At 71.0% G+C, this 15505-nt stretch carries 15 protein-coding genes; 1 reads left to right on the top strand and 14 read right to left on the bottom strand.

Features of this window, described 5'->3' with window-relative positions:
- Positions 1–67: 67 nt before the first annotated feature.
- The 6 genes from carB to pyrR all read right to left on the bottom strand — a co-directional run bounded on the left by carB (position 68) and on the right by pyrR (position 8158).
- Positions 68–3379, bottom strand: a complete 3312-nt coding sequence (gene carB, locus NON19_RS19750; RefSeq protein ID WP_255929894.1) for a carbamoyl-phosphate synthase large subunit — start codon at positions 3377–3379, stop codon at positions 68–70.
- Entirely contained in the window at positions 3372–4511 is a 1140-nt protein-coding gene (carA, locus tag NON19_RS19755; RefSeq protein ID WP_255929895.1) for a glutamine-hydrolyzing carbamoyl-phosphate synthase small subunit, read from the bottom strand. Before carA ends, carB begins: the two co-directional genes overlap by 8 nt.
- Positions 4508–5194: a PH-like domain-containing protein gene (locus tag NON19_RS19760; protein WP_255929896.1), complete on the bottom strand. Its 687-nt coding sequence runs from the start codon at positions 5192–5194 to the stop codon at positions 4508–4510. Before NON19_RS19760 ends, carA begins: the two co-directional genes overlap by 4 nt.
- Positions 5191–6483: a dihydroorotase gene (locus NON19_RS19765; protein WP_255929897.1), complete on the bottom strand. Its 1293-nt coding sequence runs from the start codon at positions 6481–6483 to the stop codon at positions 5191–5193. The genes NON19_RS19760 and NON19_RS19765 overlap by 4 nt, the downstream gene beginning before the upstream one ends.
- Positions 6480–7493 (bottom strand): aspartate carbamoyltransferase catalytic subunit, encoded by a 1014-nt coding sequence (locus NON19_RS19770; RefSeq protein ID WP_255929898.1) that lies wholly within the window; start codon positions 7491–7493, stop codon positions 6480–6482. Before NON19_RS19770 ends, NON19_RS19765 begins: the two co-directional genes overlap by 4 nt.
- Before the next feature lie 95 nt (positions 7494–7588).
- Entirely contained in the window at positions 7589–8158 is a 570-nt protein-coding gene (gene pyrR / locus NON19_RS19775) for a bifunctional pyr operon transcriptional regulator/uracil phosphoribosyltransferase PyrR (protein WP_255929899.1), read from the bottom strand.
- Between the two features lie 187 nt (positions 8159–8345).
- Between pyrR and bldD the strand changes: the two genes are divergently transcribed.
- Positions 8346–8846, top strand: coding sequence for a transcriptional regulator BldD (gene bldD, locus NON19_RS19780; RefSeq protein ID WP_255929900.1), 501 nt, complete (start codon positions 8346–8348; stop codon positions 8844–8846).
- A gap of 111 nt (positions 8847–8957) precedes the next feature.
- Here bldD and nusB read toward each other — a convergent pair whose 3' ends face one another.
- The 8 genes from nusB to aroC all read right to left on the bottom strand — a co-directional run bounded on the left by nusB (position 8958) and on the right by aroC (position 15392).
- Positions 8958–9386, bottom strand: coding sequence for a transcription antitermination factor NusB (gene nusB / locus NON19_RS19785; protein WP_255929903.1), 429 nt, complete (start codon positions 9384–9386; stop codon positions 8958–8960).
- A gap of 2 nt (positions 9387–9388) precedes the next feature.
- Complete coding sequence (gene efp, locus NON19_RS19790) at positions 9389–9955, bottom strand: elongation factor P (protein WP_255929905.1); 567 nt, start codon at positions 9953–9955, stop codon at positions 9389–9391.
- A 49-nt stretch (positions 9956–10004) separates the two neighbouring features.
- Positions 10005–11111 carry an aminopeptidase P family protein gene (locus tag NON19_RS19795; RefSeq protein WP_255929907.1) on the bottom strand — a complete coding sequence of 369 codons (1107 nt, stop codon included), beginning with the start codon at positions 11109–11111 and terminating at the stop codon, positions 10005–10007.
- 135 nt (positions 11112–11246) lie between these two features.
- Entirely contained in the window at positions 11247–12023 is a 777-nt protein-coding gene (locus NON19_RS19800; protein WP_255929908.1) for an AAA family ATPase, read from the bottom strand.
- A 144-nt stretch (positions 12024–12167) separates the two neighbouring features.
- The gene (gene aroQ, locus NON19_RS19805; protein WP_255929909.1) at positions 12168–12608 is read right to left on the bottom strand and encodes a type II 3-dehydroquinate dehydratase; all 441 of its coding nucleotides are present in this window, start codon (positions 12606–12608) and stop codon (positions 12168–12170) included.
- Positions 12605–13696 carry a 3-dehydroquinate synthase gene (gene aroB / locus NON19_RS19810; RefSeq protein ID WP_255929910.1) on the bottom strand — a complete coding sequence of 364 codons (1092 nt, stop codon included), beginning with the start codon at positions 13694–13696 and terminating at the stop codon, positions 12605–12607. Before aroB ends, aroQ begins: the two co-directional genes overlap by 4 nt.
- Positions 13693–14208 (bottom strand): shikimate kinase, encoded by a 516-nt coding sequence (locus NON19_RS19815; RefSeq protein ID WP_255929911.1) that lies wholly within the window; start codon positions 14206–14208, stop codon positions 13693–13695. The genes aroB and NON19_RS19815 overlap by 4 nt, the downstream gene beginning before the upstream one ends.
- The gene (gene aroC, locus NON19_RS19820) at positions 14208–15392 is read right to left on the bottom strand and encodes a chorismate synthase (RefSeq protein WP_255929912.1); all 1185 of its coding nucleotides are present in this window, start codon (positions 15390–15392) and stop codon (positions 14208–14210) included. The genes NON19_RS19815 and aroC overlap by 1 nt, the downstream gene beginning before the upstream one ends.
- Positions 15393–15505: the final 113 nt, after the last annotated feature.

The following is a 15505-nucleotide window of genomic DNA, read 5'->3' on the forward strand; positions in this document are numbered from 1 at the left end:
GCTGCGCGTGCCGGGGTTGTGCCCCCGTGCCGCGAGGACGGCACGGGGGCACGACCCCGGCGTTCGGCTACTTCGCGCGGGCCGCGGTCAGATGCGCCGCGTGCTCCTGCAGCGACCGTACGCCGACCTCGTCGCCGCCCAGGGCGTCGATGCCCTGTACGGCCGCGGCCAGTGCCTGCACGGTGGTCAGGCAGGGCACGCCGCGGGCGACCGCGGCGGTACGGATGTCGTAGCCGTCGAGGCGGCCGCCGGTGCCGTAGGGGGTGTTGACGATCAGGTCGACCCGGGCGTCATGGATGAGCTGCACGATCGTGGGCTCGCCGTTCGGTCCGGTGCCCTCGCTCTGCTTGCGCACCACGGTGGCCTCGATGCCGTTGCGCCGCAGCACCTCGGCGGTGCCGGAGGTGGCCAGCAGCTCGAAGCCGTGGTCGACCAGCGCGCGGGCCGGGAAGATCATGGCCCGCTTGTCGCGGTTGGCGATCGAGATGAACGCCCGCCCCTTGGTGGGCAGCGCGCCGTAGGCGGCGGCCTGGGACTTGGCGTAGGCGGTGCCGAAGACCGCGTCGATGCCCATGACCTCGCCGGTGGAGCGCATCTCCGGGCCGAGGATGGTGTCCACCCCGCGTCCGGAGGCGTCCCGGAACCGGGACCACGGCAGCACCGCTTCCTTGACGGAGATGGGCGCGTCCAGCGGCAGGGTGCCGCCGTCGCCGCTGCTGGGCAGGATGCCCTCGGCGCGCAGTTCGGCGATGGTGGCGCCCAGCGAGATCCGGGCGGCTGCCTTGGCCAGCGGTACCGCGGTCGCCTTGGAGGTGAACGGGACGGTGCGCGAGGCGCGCGGGTTGGCCTCCAGGACGTAGAGGATGTCCCCGGCCAGCGCGAACTGGATGTTGATCAGCCCGCGGACCCCAACGCCCTTGGCGATGGCCTCGGTTGAGGCGCGCAGCCGCTTGATGTCGTAGCCGCCCAGCGTCATCGGCGGCAGTGCGCACGCGGAGTCGCCGGAGTGGATTCCGGCCTCCTCGATGTGCTCCATCACACCGCCGAGGTACAGCTCGGTGCCGTCGTAGAGCGCGTCGACGTCGATCTCGATGGCGTCGTCGAGGAACCGGTCGACCAGCACCGGCCGGTCCGGGCTGATCTCGGTGGACTCGGCGATGTACGCGGACAGCCGCGCCTCGTCGTAGACGATCTCCATGCCCCGGCCGCCGAGCACGTACGAGGGGCGGACCAGCACCGGGTAGCCGATCTCGTCGGCGATGGCCTTGGCCTGCTCGAAGGTGGTGGCGGTGCCGTGCTTCGGCGCGGGCAGTCCGGCCTCGGTGAGCACCCGGCCGAACGCGCCGCGGTCCTCGGCGAGATGGATCGCTTCCGGTGAAGTGCCCACGATGGGCACGCCGTTGTCCTTCAGCGCCTGCGCCAGGCCCAGCGGGGTCTGGCCGCCCAACTGCACGATGACACCGGCGATCGGGCCCGCCTGCTGCTCGGCGTGGACGATCTCCAGCACGTCCTCCAACGTCAGCGGCTCGAAGTACAGCCGGTCGGAGGTGTCGTAGTCGGTGGAGACCGTCTCCGGGTTGCAGTTGACCATCACGGTCTCGTAGCCCGCCGCGGACAGCGCGAACGAGGCGTGGACGCAGGAGTAGTCGAACTCGATGCCCTGGCCGATGCGGTTGGGCCCGGACCCCAGGATGATCACCGCGGGCTTCTCGCGCGGGGCGACCTCGGACTCCTCGTCGTAGGACGAGTAGAAGTACGGGGTCTTGGCGGCGAACTCGGCGGCGCAGGTGTCGACCGTCTTGTAGACCGGGCGCACGCCGAGGGTGTGCCGTACCTCGCGCACGACCTCCTCGCGCAGGCCGCGGATCTCGGCGATCTGGGCGTCGGAGAACCCGTACCGCTTGGCCTCGGCCAGCAGCTCGGGGCCCAGCCGGTCGGCGGCGGCGAGTTCGTCGGCGATCTCCTTGATCAGGAAGAGCTGGTCGACGAACCACGGGTCGATGCGGGTCGCCTCGAACACCTCGCGCGCGGTGGCGCCGGCCCGGATCGCCCGCATCACGGTGTTGATCCGGCCGTCGGTGGGAAGCCGGGCGGCGGCCAGCAGTTGGCCCTTGTCGCCCGGGTCGCCGACGAAGCTGAACTGCGAGCCCTTCTTCTCCAGCGACCGCAGCGCCTTGTTCAGCGCCTCGGGGAAGTTGCGGCCGATCGCCATCGCCTCGCCCACCGACTTCATGGTGGTGGTCAGCGTGGCGTCGGCGGCCGGGAACTTCTCGAACGCGAACCGCGGCACCTTGACGACCACGTAGTCCAGCGTCGGCTCGAAGGACGCCGGGGTCTGCTCGGTGATGTCGTTGGGGATCTCGTCCAGGGTGTAGCCGATGGCCAGCCGGGCGGCGATCTTGGCGATCGGGAAGCCGGTAGCCTTGGAGGCCAGCGCCGAGGAGCGGGAGACCCGCGGGTTCATCTCGATGACGATGACCCGGCCGTCCTCCGGGTTGACGGCGAACTGGATGTTGCAGCCACCGGTGTCGACGCCGACCTCGCGGATGACGGCGATGCCGACGTCCCGCAGGATCTGGTACTCGCGGTCGGTGAGCGTCATCGCCGGGGCGACGGTGATGGAGTCGCCGGTGTGCACGCCCATCGGGTCGAAGTTCTCGATGGAGCAGACGACCACGACGTTGTCGTGCTTGTCGCGCATCAGCTCCAGCTCGTACTCCTTCCACCCCAGGATGGACTCCTCGAGGAGCACCTCGGTGGTCGGCGAGAGCGTCAGCCCCTGACCGGCGATCCGGCGCAGCTCGTCCTCGTCGTGCGCGAAGCCGGAACCGGCGCCGCCCATGGTGAACGACGGGCGCACCACCACCGGGTAGCCGCCGAGCCGCTCGACACCGGCCAGCACCTCCTCCATGGTGTGGCAGATCACCGAGCGGGCGGACTCACCGTGACCGATCTTGGCGTTGACCGCCTCGACGACGGTCTTGAACTGGTCGCGGTCCTCGCCCTTGTGGATCGCCTCGACGTTCGCGCCGATCAACTCGACGCCGTACTTGTCCAACACCCCCTGCTCGTGCAGGGAGATGGCGGTGTTCAGCGCCGTCTGGCCACCCAGGGTGGGCAGCAGCGCGTCCGGACGCTCCTTGGCGATGATCTTCTCGACGAACTCCGGGGTGATCGGCTCCACATAGGTGGCGTCGGCGATCTCCGGGTCGGTCATGATCGTCGCCGGGTTGGAGTTGACCAGGATGACCCGCAGGCCCTCGGACTTGAGCACCCGGCAGGCCTGGGTTCCGGAGTAGTCGAACTCGGCCGCCTGGCCGATGACGATCGGGCCGGAGCCGATGACCAGGACGGACTGGATGTCGGTGCGCTTAGGCACGCTGGCCCTCCATCAGGGAGACGAAGCGGTCGAACAGGTAGGCGGCGTCGTGCGGACCTGCGGCTGCTTCGGGGTGGTACTGGACGCTGAACGCGGGGGTGTCGAGGCACTCCAGGCCCTCGACGACATCGTCGTTGAGGCACACGTGGGAGACCCTCACCCGCCCGTACGGGGTCTCGGAGTCGCGGTCGAGCGGCGCGTCCACGGCGAAGCCGTGGTTGTGCGCGGTCACCTCGACCTTGCCGGTGGAACGGTCCTGCACCGGCTGGTTGATGCCGCGGTGACCGTACTTGAGCTTGTACGTGCCGAAGCCGAGCGCCCGGCCGAGGATCTGGTTGCCGAAGCAGATGCCGAAGAACGGCGTACCGCGCTCCAACACGCCCCGCAGTACGGTCATCTGGTGGTCGGCGGTGGCCGGGTCACCCGGGCCGTTGGAGAAGAACACGCCGTCCGGGCGCACCGCGTAGATGTCGTCGAGCGTGGCGGTGGCGGGCAGTACGTGCACCTCGATGCCGCGTTCGGCCATCCGCTGCGGGGTCATCGCCTTGATGCCGAGGTCGACGGCGGCGACGGTGAGCTTCCTGGTGCCGACCGCCGGGATGACGTACGGCTCGGTGGTGGCCACCTCGGCGGCCAGGTCGGCGCCCTTCATCTGCGGGGACGCCTGCACCTTGGCCAGCAGAACCGCTTCGTCGGCGATCGCCTGGCCGGAGAAGATGCCGACCCGCATCGCGCCGCGCTCACGCAGGTGCCGGGTGAGCGCGCGGGTGTCGATGCCGCTGATGCCGACCACGCCCTGGGCGGTCAGTTCCTCGTCGAGGGAGCGCTGGGCGCGCCAGTTGGAGGAGACCCGGGCCGGGTCGCGGACCACATAGCCGGAGACCCAGATGCGCTTGGACTCCGGGTCCTCGTCGTTGACGCCGGTGTTGCCCACGTGCGGCGCGGTCATGACCACGACCTGGCGGTGGTACGAGGGGTCGGTCAGCGTCTCCTGGTAGCCGGTCATGCCGGTGGAGAACACCGCCTCACCGAAGGTCTCCCCCACCGCCCCGTAGGCACGGCCGCGGAAGGTGCGGCCGTCCTCCAGGACGAGTACGGCGGGGATCCGGTCTCCCCTGGTGGAGGTGGTCATCGTGCGCCTTCCTTGCTCGTGTTCAGGTTGCTCAGTGCGGTGACCCACGCGGGGTGCTCGGCGGGGTGCTCGGAGCGGAAGCCGGAGTCGATCAGCCGGTCGCCGTGCTGCCAGGTGATCACCAGCAGCCCTCCGTCGGGGACGACCTTGCCCGCGATGCCCTTGTCCAGCCGGGCGCCGCGCAGCGCCTCGGCCGGGATGAAGAAGTCGGCGGCGGCCGGTCGGCGTACCGCCACGCCCTGCTCGGTGAGGGTCAGCTCGACCAGGCTGCGGGTGCCCAGGCCGCGCGCGGCGATCCGGTCCAGCCAGTCACCGGCGGTGGTGCTGGCGTGGTAGCGGCCGGACATGGTCAGCAGCGGCGGCTCGCCGCCTCCGTTGAGGGTGGTGGTGGGCGACGGGTGGGCCAGCAGCGGCGGCTCGCCGCCTCCGTTGAGGGTGGTGGTGGGCGACGGGTGGGCCAGCAGCGGCGGCTCGCCGCCTTCGCCGAGGTCGGCCGGGATCGTCGGCAGCTCGGGCAGGTCCGACTGGCGGGCGGCCCGCTTGTGCCAGGCGCGCCACATCAGCCAGTAGACGAGGGCGATGAGGGCCAGCAGCGCGAGGACCCACAGCAGCCGGTCGCCGAGGTCGGTGACCTGCGCGGAGTGCTTGTCAGCGGCCTGCGTTACGTACGTTGTCGCGTTCACGTGAGCTTCCCGTCCATGACCGTCGCCTTGCCCCGCAGGAAGGTGGCGGTCACCTGACCCGGCAGCTGAAGCCCCTGGTACGGGGTGTTGCGGCTGCGGGAGGCGAAGCCGGCGGGGTTCACCACACCACGGTATGCCGGATCGACCAGCGTGAGGTTGGCGGGCTCACCGGCGGCGATCGGCCGGCCGTGGCCGTCGAGGCGTCCGATGGCCGCCGGGCGGAACGACATCCGGTCGGCGACCTGGGCCCAGTCCAGCAGTCCGGTGTCGACCATCGTGTGCTGGACGACGGACAGCGCGGTCTCCAGGCCGATCATGCCCATGGCGGCGGCGGACCACTCGCAGTCCTTGTCCTCGTGCGGGTGCGGGGCGTGGTCGGTGGCGACGCAGTCGATCGTCCCGTCCGCCAGTGCCTCGCGCAGCGCCATCACGTCGGCCTCGGTGCGCAGCGGCGGGTTCACCTTGTAGACCGGGTTGTACGAGCGCACCAACTCGTCGGTGAGCAGCAGGTGGTGCGGGGTGACCTCGGCGGTGACCTGCCAGCCCTTGGACTTCGCCCAGCGCACCAGCTCCACCGAACCGGCGGTGGACAGGTGGCAGATGTGCACCCGGGAGCCGACGTGCGCGGCGAGCAGCACGTCACGGGCGATGATCGACTCCTCGGCGACCGCGGGCCAGCCGCGCAGGCCGAGTTCGGCGGAGACGGTGCCCTCGTTCATCTGGGCGCCCTCGGTGAGCCGGGGTTCCTGCGCGTGCTGGGCGATGACGCCGTCGAAGGCCTTCACGTACTCCAGGGCGCGCCGCATGATCACGGCGTCGTCCACGCACTTGCCGTCGTCGGAGAAGACCCGCACCCCCGCCGCGGAGTCGTGCATCGCGCCCAGTTCGGCGAGCTTCTTGCCCTCAAGGCCGACGGTGACCGCGCCGACCGGCTGTACGTCGCAGTAGCCGGACTCCCTGCCGAGCCGCCAGACCTGCTCCACCACACCGGCGGTGTCGGCCACCGGGAAGGTGTTGGCCATGGCGTGCACGGCGGTGTAGCCGCCGACGGCGGCGGCGCGGGTGCCGGTCAGCACCGTCTCGGAGTCCTCACGGCCGGGCTCGCGCAGATGGGTGTGCAGGTCGACCAGGCCCGGCAGCAGCACCTTGCCGTCCGCCTCGACGACGGTGGCGCCGTCCGCGGCCAGCCCGCTGCCGACGGCTGCGATGGTCTCGCCGTCGATCAGCACGTCCTGCGGTTCGCCGCCGAGTACCTTCGCGCCGCGGATCAGGGTCTTGCTGGTCGTCACTTGTTCTCCTCGGTGCGGTTCTCGGACAGGGCTGGCTCGTTGCCGCCGAGCAGCAGGTAGAGCACGGCCATCCGGACGCTCACGCCATTGCCGACCTGCTCGACGGCGGTGCAGCGCTCGGAGTCGGCCACCTCGGCGGTGATCTCCATGCCGCGGTTCATCGGGCCGGGGTGCATCACGATGGCGTGCCCCGGCAGCGCGGCCATGCGTGTGGCGTCCAGCCCGTAGCGGCGGGCGTACTCGCGCTCGGTGGGGAAGAACGCGGCGTTCATCCGCTCGTTCTGCACCCGCAGCATCATCACGGCGTCGGACTTGGCGAGCACGGAGTCGAGGTCGTAGCTGACCTCGCAGGGCCAGGTCTCCACCCCGATCGGCAGCAGGGTGGGCGGCGCGACCAGGGTGACCTCGGCCCCCAGTGTGTTGAGCAGGTGGACGTTGGACCGGGCGACCCGGCTGTGCAGCACGTCGCCGACGATGGTGATCCGGCGTCCGGCGAGGTCGCGTCCGGTGCCGTCGCCGGGGCCCTTGTGGTGGGTGGGGCCGCCGTCGGGGGCGCCGGCGAGGTGGCGGCGCATGGTGAAGGCGTCCAGCAGGGCCTGGGTGGGGTGCTCATGGGTGCCGTCGCCCGCGTTGACCACCGAGCCGTTGATCCAGCCGGAGGTGGCCAGGCGGTGCGGGGCGCCGGAGGCGTGGTGCCGGATGACGACGGCGTCGGCGCCCATCGCCTCCAGGGTGAGCGCGGTGTCCTTCAGCGACTCGCCCTTGGAGACCGAGGAGCCCTTGGCGGAGAAGTTGATGACGTCCGCCGAGAGCCGTTTGGCGGCGGCTTCGAAGGAGATCCGGGTGCGGGTGGAGTCCTCGAAGAAGAGGTTGACGACGGTACGGCCGCGCAGCGTGGGCAGCTTCTTGATCGGGCGGTTGGCGACGCGGGCCATCTCCTCCGCGGTGTCGAGGATCAGTAGCGCGTCGTCACGGGTGAGGTCGGCGGCCGAGATGAGGTGGCGCTTCATCGGGTTCACTCCGGAATGTACGGATATGCGGCAGGGCTGCGGGGCGCGCGGGCCCGGCGGTACGGGTGCGTCCGGGCGCGGCGGCGGGTGTGCCCTTATTCGTCGTGCGAGCCGGGCTTGACGCCCAGCAGAACGCAGTCCCGGCCGTCGTTCTCGGCCAGCTGGACCTTGACGGTCTCGCGGAGCGAGGTCGGCAGGTTCTTGCCCACGTAGTCGGCGCGGATCGGCAGCTGGCGGTGGCCGCGGTCGACCAGCACGGCGAGCTGCACGGCGCGCGGGCGGCCGATGTCGTTGAGCGCGTCGAGGGCCGCGCGGATGGTGCGGCCGGAGAACAGCACGTCGTCGACGAGGACGACCAGGCGCCCGTCGATGCCGTCGCCCGGGATGTCGGTGCGGGCGAGCGCGCGGGCCGGGCCGAGCCGCAGGTCGTCGCGGTACATGGTGATGTCGAGGGCGCCGACCGGCGTCTTGCGGCCGGTGATCTCGGCGAGCTTGTCGGCGAGCCTGCGGGCGAGGAAGACCCCGCGGGTCGGGATGCCGAGCAGCACCACGTCGTCGGCGCCCTTGGCGCGCTCGACGATCTCGTGGGCGATACGGGTGAGCACCCGTGCGATGTCCGGCGCTTCCAGGACTGGGCGCACCGGTGTGGAGCGGTCGTCGACCATGGGTCGTGAGACCTCCTTCCCCGCCTCACGGGACGGGCATTAAAGGACGTCAGAGGTACGCAGTAACCGTACCAGGCCTGGGCGGGCGACCTTTTCCGGGGGTCAACCGGAACTGTTCCGCTTGACGAAGCCAAATTACGCTGCGTAACCTCACAGTGAGTTACCAAGTGTCCATCCGGGGAGCCTTATGTCCAGCGATTACGCCAAACAGCTCGGAGCGAAACTCCGGGCGATCCGCACGCAGCAGGGACTCTCCCTCCACGGCGTTGAGGAGAAGTCCCAGGGCCGCTGGAAGGCCGTCGTCGTCGGCTCCTACGAGCGTGGCGACCGTGCGGTGACCGTGCAGCGGCTTGCCGAGCTGGCCGACTTCTACGGGGTCCCGGTGCAGGAGCTGCTGCCCGGCAGCGCGCCCGGTGGCGCCGCTGAGCCGCCGCCGAAGCTCGTACTCGACCTTGAGCGGCTGGCCCAGGTGCCCTCCGAGAAGGCGGGTCCGCTCCAGCGGTACGCCGCGACCATCCAGAGCCAGCGCGGCGACTACAACGGCAAGGTGCTCTCGATCCGCCAGGACGACCTGCGCACCCTCGCCGTCATCTACGACCAGTCGCCCTCGGTGCTCACCGAGCAACTGATCGGCTGGGGCGTACTGGACGCCGACGCGCGTCGGGCGGTGCAACCCGAGGAGGGCTGAGCCCCACCGGTGCTATCCGGCACCTGTGGTGCAGAAACGTCCCACTGAGCACAGCAGTACAGAAGGCCCGGAACAGTGAGTGTTCCGGGCCTTCTCGGTTCGTTCAACGCGTCACTGGATGCGGAGCGTCGGCTTGAGATCCTTCAGCCGGGCCAGCAGACCGTTGACGAAGGACGGCGACTCGTCGGTGGAGAACTCCTTGACGAGCTGCACCGCCTCGTCCAGCACGACCGCGTCCGGGATCTCGTCCTCCCAGAGCAGCTCGTACGCGCCGAGCCGCAGCACATTGCGGTCCACGGCGGGCATCCGGTCCATGGTCCAGCCCACCGCGTAGGTGGCGATCAGCTCGTCGACCCGGGCCGCGTGGTCCTGGTACCCCTCGACGAGCCGCATCGTGTACTCGGTGACCGGCGGCTGCCGGTCGTCGGTCCGGGCGAGCCGGATCCAGTCCGCCATGACGGTCTTGGGCGCGGCACCGCGCTGGTCCGCCTCGAAGAGGATCTGGAAAGCGCGCTTTCGGGCCTTCGTACGGGCAGCCACGGTTAGCTGTTCACCCGGCCGAGGTAGTCACCCGAGCGGGTGTCGACCTTGATCTTCTCACCGGTGGTGATGAACAGCGGGACCTGGATCTCGTAGTCGGTCTCCAGGGTGGCGGGCTTGGTGCCGCCGGTGGAACGGTCGCCCTGCACGCCGGGCTCGGTGTGCTTGACGGTCAGCTCGACGGCGGCCGGAAGCTCGACGTAGAGGACCTCGCCCTCATGCTGGGCGACGGTGGCCTCGAAGCCTTCGAGCAGGAAGTTGGCGGCGTCACCGACCGACTTGCGGTCGACGTGCAGCTGGTCGTAGGTGTCCATGTCCATGAAGACGAAGTACTCGCCGTCCATGTACGAGAACTGCATCGTGCGCTTGTCGACGGTGGCCGTCTCGACCTTCACGCCGGCGTTGAAGGTCTTGTCGACGACCTTGCCGGAGAGCACGTTCTTGAGCTTGGTACGGACGAAGGCAGGGCCCTTGCCCGGCTTGACGTGCTGGAACTCGACGACGGACCAGAGCTGGTCGCCGTCGAGCTTGAGCACCATGCCGTTCTTGAGGTCGTTCGTGGTGGCCACGGTCGCGGAATCTCCTGAGAGTGCTGCATCGGAAACCAGAAAGCGCCCGCTACAAGGCGAGCAGTTCCTTGGTCGTGATGGTGAGTAGCTCGGGCCCGCCGTCCGCCGTGGGGCGTACGACGAGTGTGTCGTCGATCCGGACACCGCCCCGGTCCGGGAAGTGGACCCCCGGTTCGACGGTGACCGGCACACAAGCGTCCAGTTTACCCATGGCTGCGGGGGTGAGCCGAGGGTCCTCGTCGATTTCGAGTCCCACGCCGTGTCCGGTCCACGATCCGGCGGCCTCGCCATGGCCCGCCCGCTCCAGCACCCGCCGCGCCGCGAGGTCCACCTCCCGGCAGGCGGCGCCCGGTGCCAGGGCCTCGCGGCCGGCGCGCTGGGCGTCGAACACCACGTCGTACAGGTCGATCTGCCAGTTCGCGGGCGCGGCGCCGATGACGAAGGTTCGGCCGACCTCGCAGCGGTAGCCGCGGTAGCAGGCGCCGAGGCAGACGGTGAGGAAGTCGCCCTCCTCGACCCGGCGGTCGGTGGGGCGGTGCCGGGCGGCGCCGGAGTGCGGGCCGGTGCCGACGTAGGTGGGGAACGCGGGGCCGTCCGCGCCGTGGTCGGCGAGCCTGCGCTCCAGTTCCAGTGCGAGATGCCGCTCGGTGCGGCCGACCAGGATGGACTCCAGCAGCTCGCCCAGCGCCTGGTCGGTGATCTCGGCGGCGATCCGCAGACAGGCGATCTCCTCCTCGTCCTTGACCAGCCGCAGCTGCTCGACGGCCTGGCTCAGGTCGAGCAGGCGCAGGCCCGGCGCGACCGAGGCGATGGCCCGGTGCCGGGCGACGGTCAGATGGTGCTCCTCCACCGCCAGGCTGTCGGCGCCCAGGCCCGGAGCGAGGTCCGCCGCGGCCACCGCGGGGTCGCCGTCCGGCGCGGGCAGCGTCACCCGGCGCAGGTCGTCCGGCGGGGTGCCCTCGCCCGGCTCCCCGTACGCCCGGCGGCGGTGCACCAGCACGTCCTCCGCCGGCGCCAGCATCAGTACGGCGCCGGACGGAGCCCAACCGGTCAGATAGCGGATGTTGGCGGGTCGGGAAACCAGCGCCGCGGCGGATCCGGCCGCCGCGCACCGCTCCCGTAGCCGCATCCGGCGGGCGGCGTGCACCTCGGACATGTGCCGAGCGTACGCAACACTCGCCGTTCGGACCTCCGGACCACGTCCGGACGGGTCCCACCCGGGACCCGACCGAGGCCCGAAGGGGCCCGCGGCTCGCCGTCCCGGCCCGGGAAGGCGCACCGAACGCTCAATCTAACGGCCGGTGAGGGTGCGGGTGACCACCCGGTCCAGCGCCTGCGCCGTGCTCGGAACGTCCAGCTGGGAGTTGTCGATGATGGGCAGGCCCGACCCGTACCAACCCGCCATGCGGCCGTGGATGCGGGCCACCTCCTCGTCGGAGAGGCGGCGGTTGCCGGTGCGCTCCGCGTTGCGGGCCAGGACGACCTCCAGGCCCGGCAGCAGCACCACCGGCAGCAGCCCCGGCCCGACGTGGCGTTTCCAGCCACCGAGGCCGACCACCGGCCGGTCCGGGAAGACCGCGTCGTCGATGATGCAGGAGATGCCGTTGGCCAGGAAGTTACGGGCGGAGAACCCGCAGGTCCGCCGGGCGAGCCGGTACTGCGCCTCGGAGTGCTCGTTCCAGCCGGACTGGGGATCGGCGAACCCGGACCGCACCCACTCCCGCACGTCGTCCAGGCTGATGTGCGCGGTGGCCGCACCCCGGTGGTCGGCCCAGTACCGCGCGACGGTGGTCTTCCCCGCCCCCGCCGGACCGATGAGCAGCACCGCCACCGGCGCGTACGAGGGGGCCGACGGCAGCGCCATGGCGGCCGGAGGCAGCGGGAAGTGCCCGGTGGTGGCCGCCGGAGCAGGGCCGGGGACCGCGCCCGGCGGTGCGGGCCACGGCGGGGGCACGGGCGGCTCCTGGGGCACCGGTCCCGGACCGGGCCGTCCCTGCGGGGCCGGGGGGATCCAGCCAGCGGCACCCCCGTGAGGCGGTGGCAGCGGCACCCCCACAGCATGCTGCATATCGGCGCACTCCGTCTCGTGCCGATCGGAACTGTGTCAGACCGGCGCGATGACCGGTCCGACACCGAACCGTACCGCCCCTGGCCGTAGTTGTGTGAACGACCAGCGGACGGCCAAGGTGCCCGGAGCAGGTCGGGAACCCGTTCAGGCCGACAGTTCGTCAGCGAGCGCGCGCAGCGCCAACCGGTACGAGCCGATGCCGAATCCGGCGATGGTGCCGCTGGCCACCGCCGCGATGACCGAATTGTGGCGGAACTCCTCACGCGAGTACGGGTTGGAGATGTGCACCTCGATCAGCGGCGCGGTGCGCTGCGCCGCCGCGTCCCGCATCCCGTACGAGTAGTGGGTGAACGCCCCGGGGTTGAGAACGACCGGAATCGATCCATCGGCGGCCTCGTGCAGCCAACGGATCATCTCCCCCTCGTCGTTGGTCTCCCGGACCTCCACGTCGAAGCCGAGTTCCTTGCCGAGGGCGGTGCACTCCTCGACCAGCCCGGCATAGGAGGTGGAGCCGTACACATCCGGCTCACGGCTGCCCAGCCGGCCCAGGTTCGGCCCGTTCAACACATAGACGGCACGGGTCACTTGGCCACCTCCGCGTATGCCGCGAGCAGCAGGGCCGGGTCGGGCGCCTCCAGCACGGCGGGCTTGGCCAGACCGTTCAGCACGATGAAGCGCAGCCGGTCACCGCGTGACTTCTTGTCGACCTTCATGGTCTCCAGCAGCCTGGGCCACTGGTCGCCCTTGTAGGTCAGCGGCAGCCCCACCGAGGAGAGCACCGCGCGGTGCCGGTCGGCGGTGGCGTCGTCCAACCGGCCCGCCAGTCGGCCGAGTTCGGCCGCGAATACCATGCCGACCGAGACCGCGGCGCCGTGCCGCCAGCTGTACCGCTCGTTCTTCTCGATGGCGTGGGCCAGCGTATGGCCGTAGTTGAGGATCTCCCGCAGCCCGGACTCCTTCAGGTCCTGCGAGACCACCTCGGCCTTCACCCGGATCGACCGCTCTATCAACTCCGCGGTGTGCTGGCCCTGCGGGCTGCGGGCGGCCTGCGGATCGGCCTCGATCAGATCGAGGATCACCGGGTCGGCGATGAACCCCGCCTTGATGATCTCGGCGAGCCCGCTGACGTAGTCGTTGACCGGCAGCGACTCCAGGCAGGCCAGGTCGCAGAGCACCCCGGCGGGCGGATGGAAGGCGCCCACCAGGTTCTTGCCCTCGGCGGTGTTGATGCCGGTCTTGCCGCCGACCGCCGCGTCCACCATCGCCAGCACCGTGGTCGGCACCGCGATCCACCGCACGCCGCGCAACCAGGTGGCGGCGACGAATCCGGCCAGGTCGGTGGTGGCGCCGCCACCGACCCCGACGATCACATCGGTACGGGTGAAGTGAGTCTGGCCGAGCACGCTCCAGCAGTACGCGGCCACCTCGGCGGACTTGGCCTCCTCGGCGTTCGGCAGCTGGACGGCGATCGCCTCGTACCCCTGCTCCGCGAGGTCGGCGCGGACCGCCTCACCGGTGGCGGACAGCGCCTCGGGGTGCAGCACCGCGACGCGCTTGGCGTCGCGGCCGATCAACCCGGGGAGTTCGCCGAGCAGTTGGCGGCCGACCAGCACTTCGTAAGGGGCGCTGCCCGCTGTGCCGCCGACCTGGATGCGCGTGGGTGTGTCGTTCATGCCTTCCTCAGCTCCAGTACGTCGAGGACCTGGTCGGCGACGTCCTGCGGGGTACGGTCATCGGTCGCCACGACGGCCCGGGCGACCTCGGTGTACAGCGGACGGCGGCGCTCCATCAACTCCCGCCACTGCTTACGGGGGTTGACCGCCAGCAGTGGCCGGGGCGCGTCGAGCCCCACCCGGTGCACGGCGGTGGACAGGTTCACGTCGAGGAAGACCACCGGCCGTCCGCGCAGCGCCTCCCGGGTGCCGTCGTCCATGATCGAACCGCCGCCGAGGGAGAGCACCCCGGAGTGCTCGGCGAGTGCGGTGCGCACGGCGCTGCGCTCCAGCTCCCGGAAGTACGGCTCGCCGTCCTCGACGAAGATGTCCGAGATGGCTCGCCCCTGTGCGGCCTCGATGTCGGCGTCGGTGTCCCGGTACGTGGTGCCCAGCCGCTCGGCGAGCAACCGGCCGATGGTGGACTTGCCCGCCCCGGGCGGCCCCACCAGGACGACGACGGGTCCTTCCATCACCGGATCGCCAGATTCTCGAGGTACCCGGTCACGTTGCGGCGGGTTTCGGCCACCGAGTCGCCGCCGAACTTCTCGGCGACGGCGTCCGCCAGTACCAGCGCGACCATGGCCTCGGCCACGATCCCCGCGGCGGGCACCGCGCAGACATCGGACCGCTGGTGGTGCGCCTGGGCGGCCTCACCGGTGCTGACGTCCACCGTGGCCAGCGCCCGCGGAACGGTGGCGATCGGCTTCATCGCGGCGCGCACCCGCAGCAGTTCACCGGTGGTGAGCCCACCCTCCGTGCCGCCGGAGCGGCCCGAGGCGCGCCGGATTCCGTCCTCGGTGGGCAGGATCTCGTCGTGCGCCTTCGAGCCGGGCACCCGGGCCAACTCGAAGCCGTCGCCGACCTCCACGCCCTTGATGGCCTGGATGCCCATCAGCGCGGCGGCCAGCCGGGCGTCCAGGCGGCGGTCCCAGTGAACGTGCGACCCCAGGCCCACCGGCACGCCGTAGGCCAGGACCTCGACCACACCGCCGAGAGTATCGCCGTCCTTGTGGGCCTGGTCGATCTCGGCCACCATCGCCTCGCTGGCGGCGGCGTCCAGGCAGCGCACCGGGTCGGCGTCCAGCCGCTCGACGTCGGCGGGCTTGGGGTAGACGCCGTACGGCGCCTTGGCGGCGCCCAACTCCACGACGTGCGAGACGATCTCGATGCCGGTGGTCTCCTTCAGGTACGACCGGGCCACCGTGCCCAGCGCCACGCGGGCCGCGGTCTCCCGTGCCGAGGCCCGCTCCAGCACCGGACGGGCCTCGTCGAAGCCGTACTTCTGCATGCCCGCCAGATCGGCGTGGCCCGGGCGCGGCCTGGTCAGCGGGGCGTTGCGGGCCAGTTCGGCGAGCTCGGCCGGGTCGACCGGGTCGGCCGCCATGACCTTCTCCCACTTGGGCCACTCGGTGTTCCCCACCATGATCGCCACCGGCGAGCCGAGGGTGAGGCCGTGCCGCACGCCGCCGAGGAACGTGACCTCGTCCCGCTCGAACTTCATCCGGGCGCCGCGGCCGTACCCCAGCCGCCGGCGGGCCAGGGCGTCCGCCACCATCTCCGTCGTCACCGGCACCCCCGCAGGCAGCCCCTCCAGTGTCGCCACCAGGGCTGGACCGTGCGACTCCCCCGCCGTCAACCAGCGCAACCTACTCAACGGTGTTCCCTCTCTCCTGTGCCCGCCGGAAGTCTCGAACCGCGAACGTCCTCGGATCCGATCCTCCCACGGGACACCGACAAGCCGGGCACCAGTCCGTTGACCGGACACCG

Source organism: Streptantibioticus rubrisoli (genome assembly GCF_024436055.1).
Lineage (GTDB): Bacteria > Actinomycetota > Actinomycetes > Streptomycetales > Streptomycetaceae > Streptantibioticus_A > Streptantibioticus_A rubrisoli.

Bases quoted from the DNA above. Each gene is read 5' to 3' on its own strand.
- pyrR (WP_255929899.1), bottom strand. From the start codon at position 8,158: ATGGTCGACGACCGCTCCACACCGGTGCGCCCAGTCCTGGAAGCGCCG.
- NON19_RS19770 (WP_255929898.1), bottom strand. From the start codon at position 7,493: ATGAAGCGCCACCTCATCTCGGCCGCCGACCTCACCCGTGACGACGCG.
- NON19_RS19800 (WP_255929908.1), bottom strand. From the start codon at position 12,023: ATGCAGCATGCTGTGGGGGTGCCGCTGCCACCGCCTCACGGGGGTGCC.
- bldD (WP_255929900.1), top strand. From the start codon at position 8,346: ATGTCCAGCGATTACGCCAAACAGCTCGGAGCGAAACTCCGGGCGATC.
- NON19_RS19795 (WP_255929907.1), bottom strand. From the start codon at position 11,111: ATGTCCGAGGTGCACGCCGCCCGCCGGATGCGGCTACGGGAGCGGTGC.
- NON19_RS19815 (WP_255929911.1), bottom strand. From the start codon at position 14,208: ATGGAAGGACCCGTCGTCGTCCTGGTGGGGCCGCCCGGGGCGGGCAAG.
- aroB (WP_255929910.1), bottom strand. From the start codon at position 13,696: ATGAACGACACACCCACGCGCATCCAGGTCGGCGGCACAGCGGGCAGC.
- carA (WP_255929895.1), bottom strand. From the start codon at position 4,511: ATGACCACCTCCACCAGGGGAGACCGGATCCCCGCCGTACTCGTCCTG.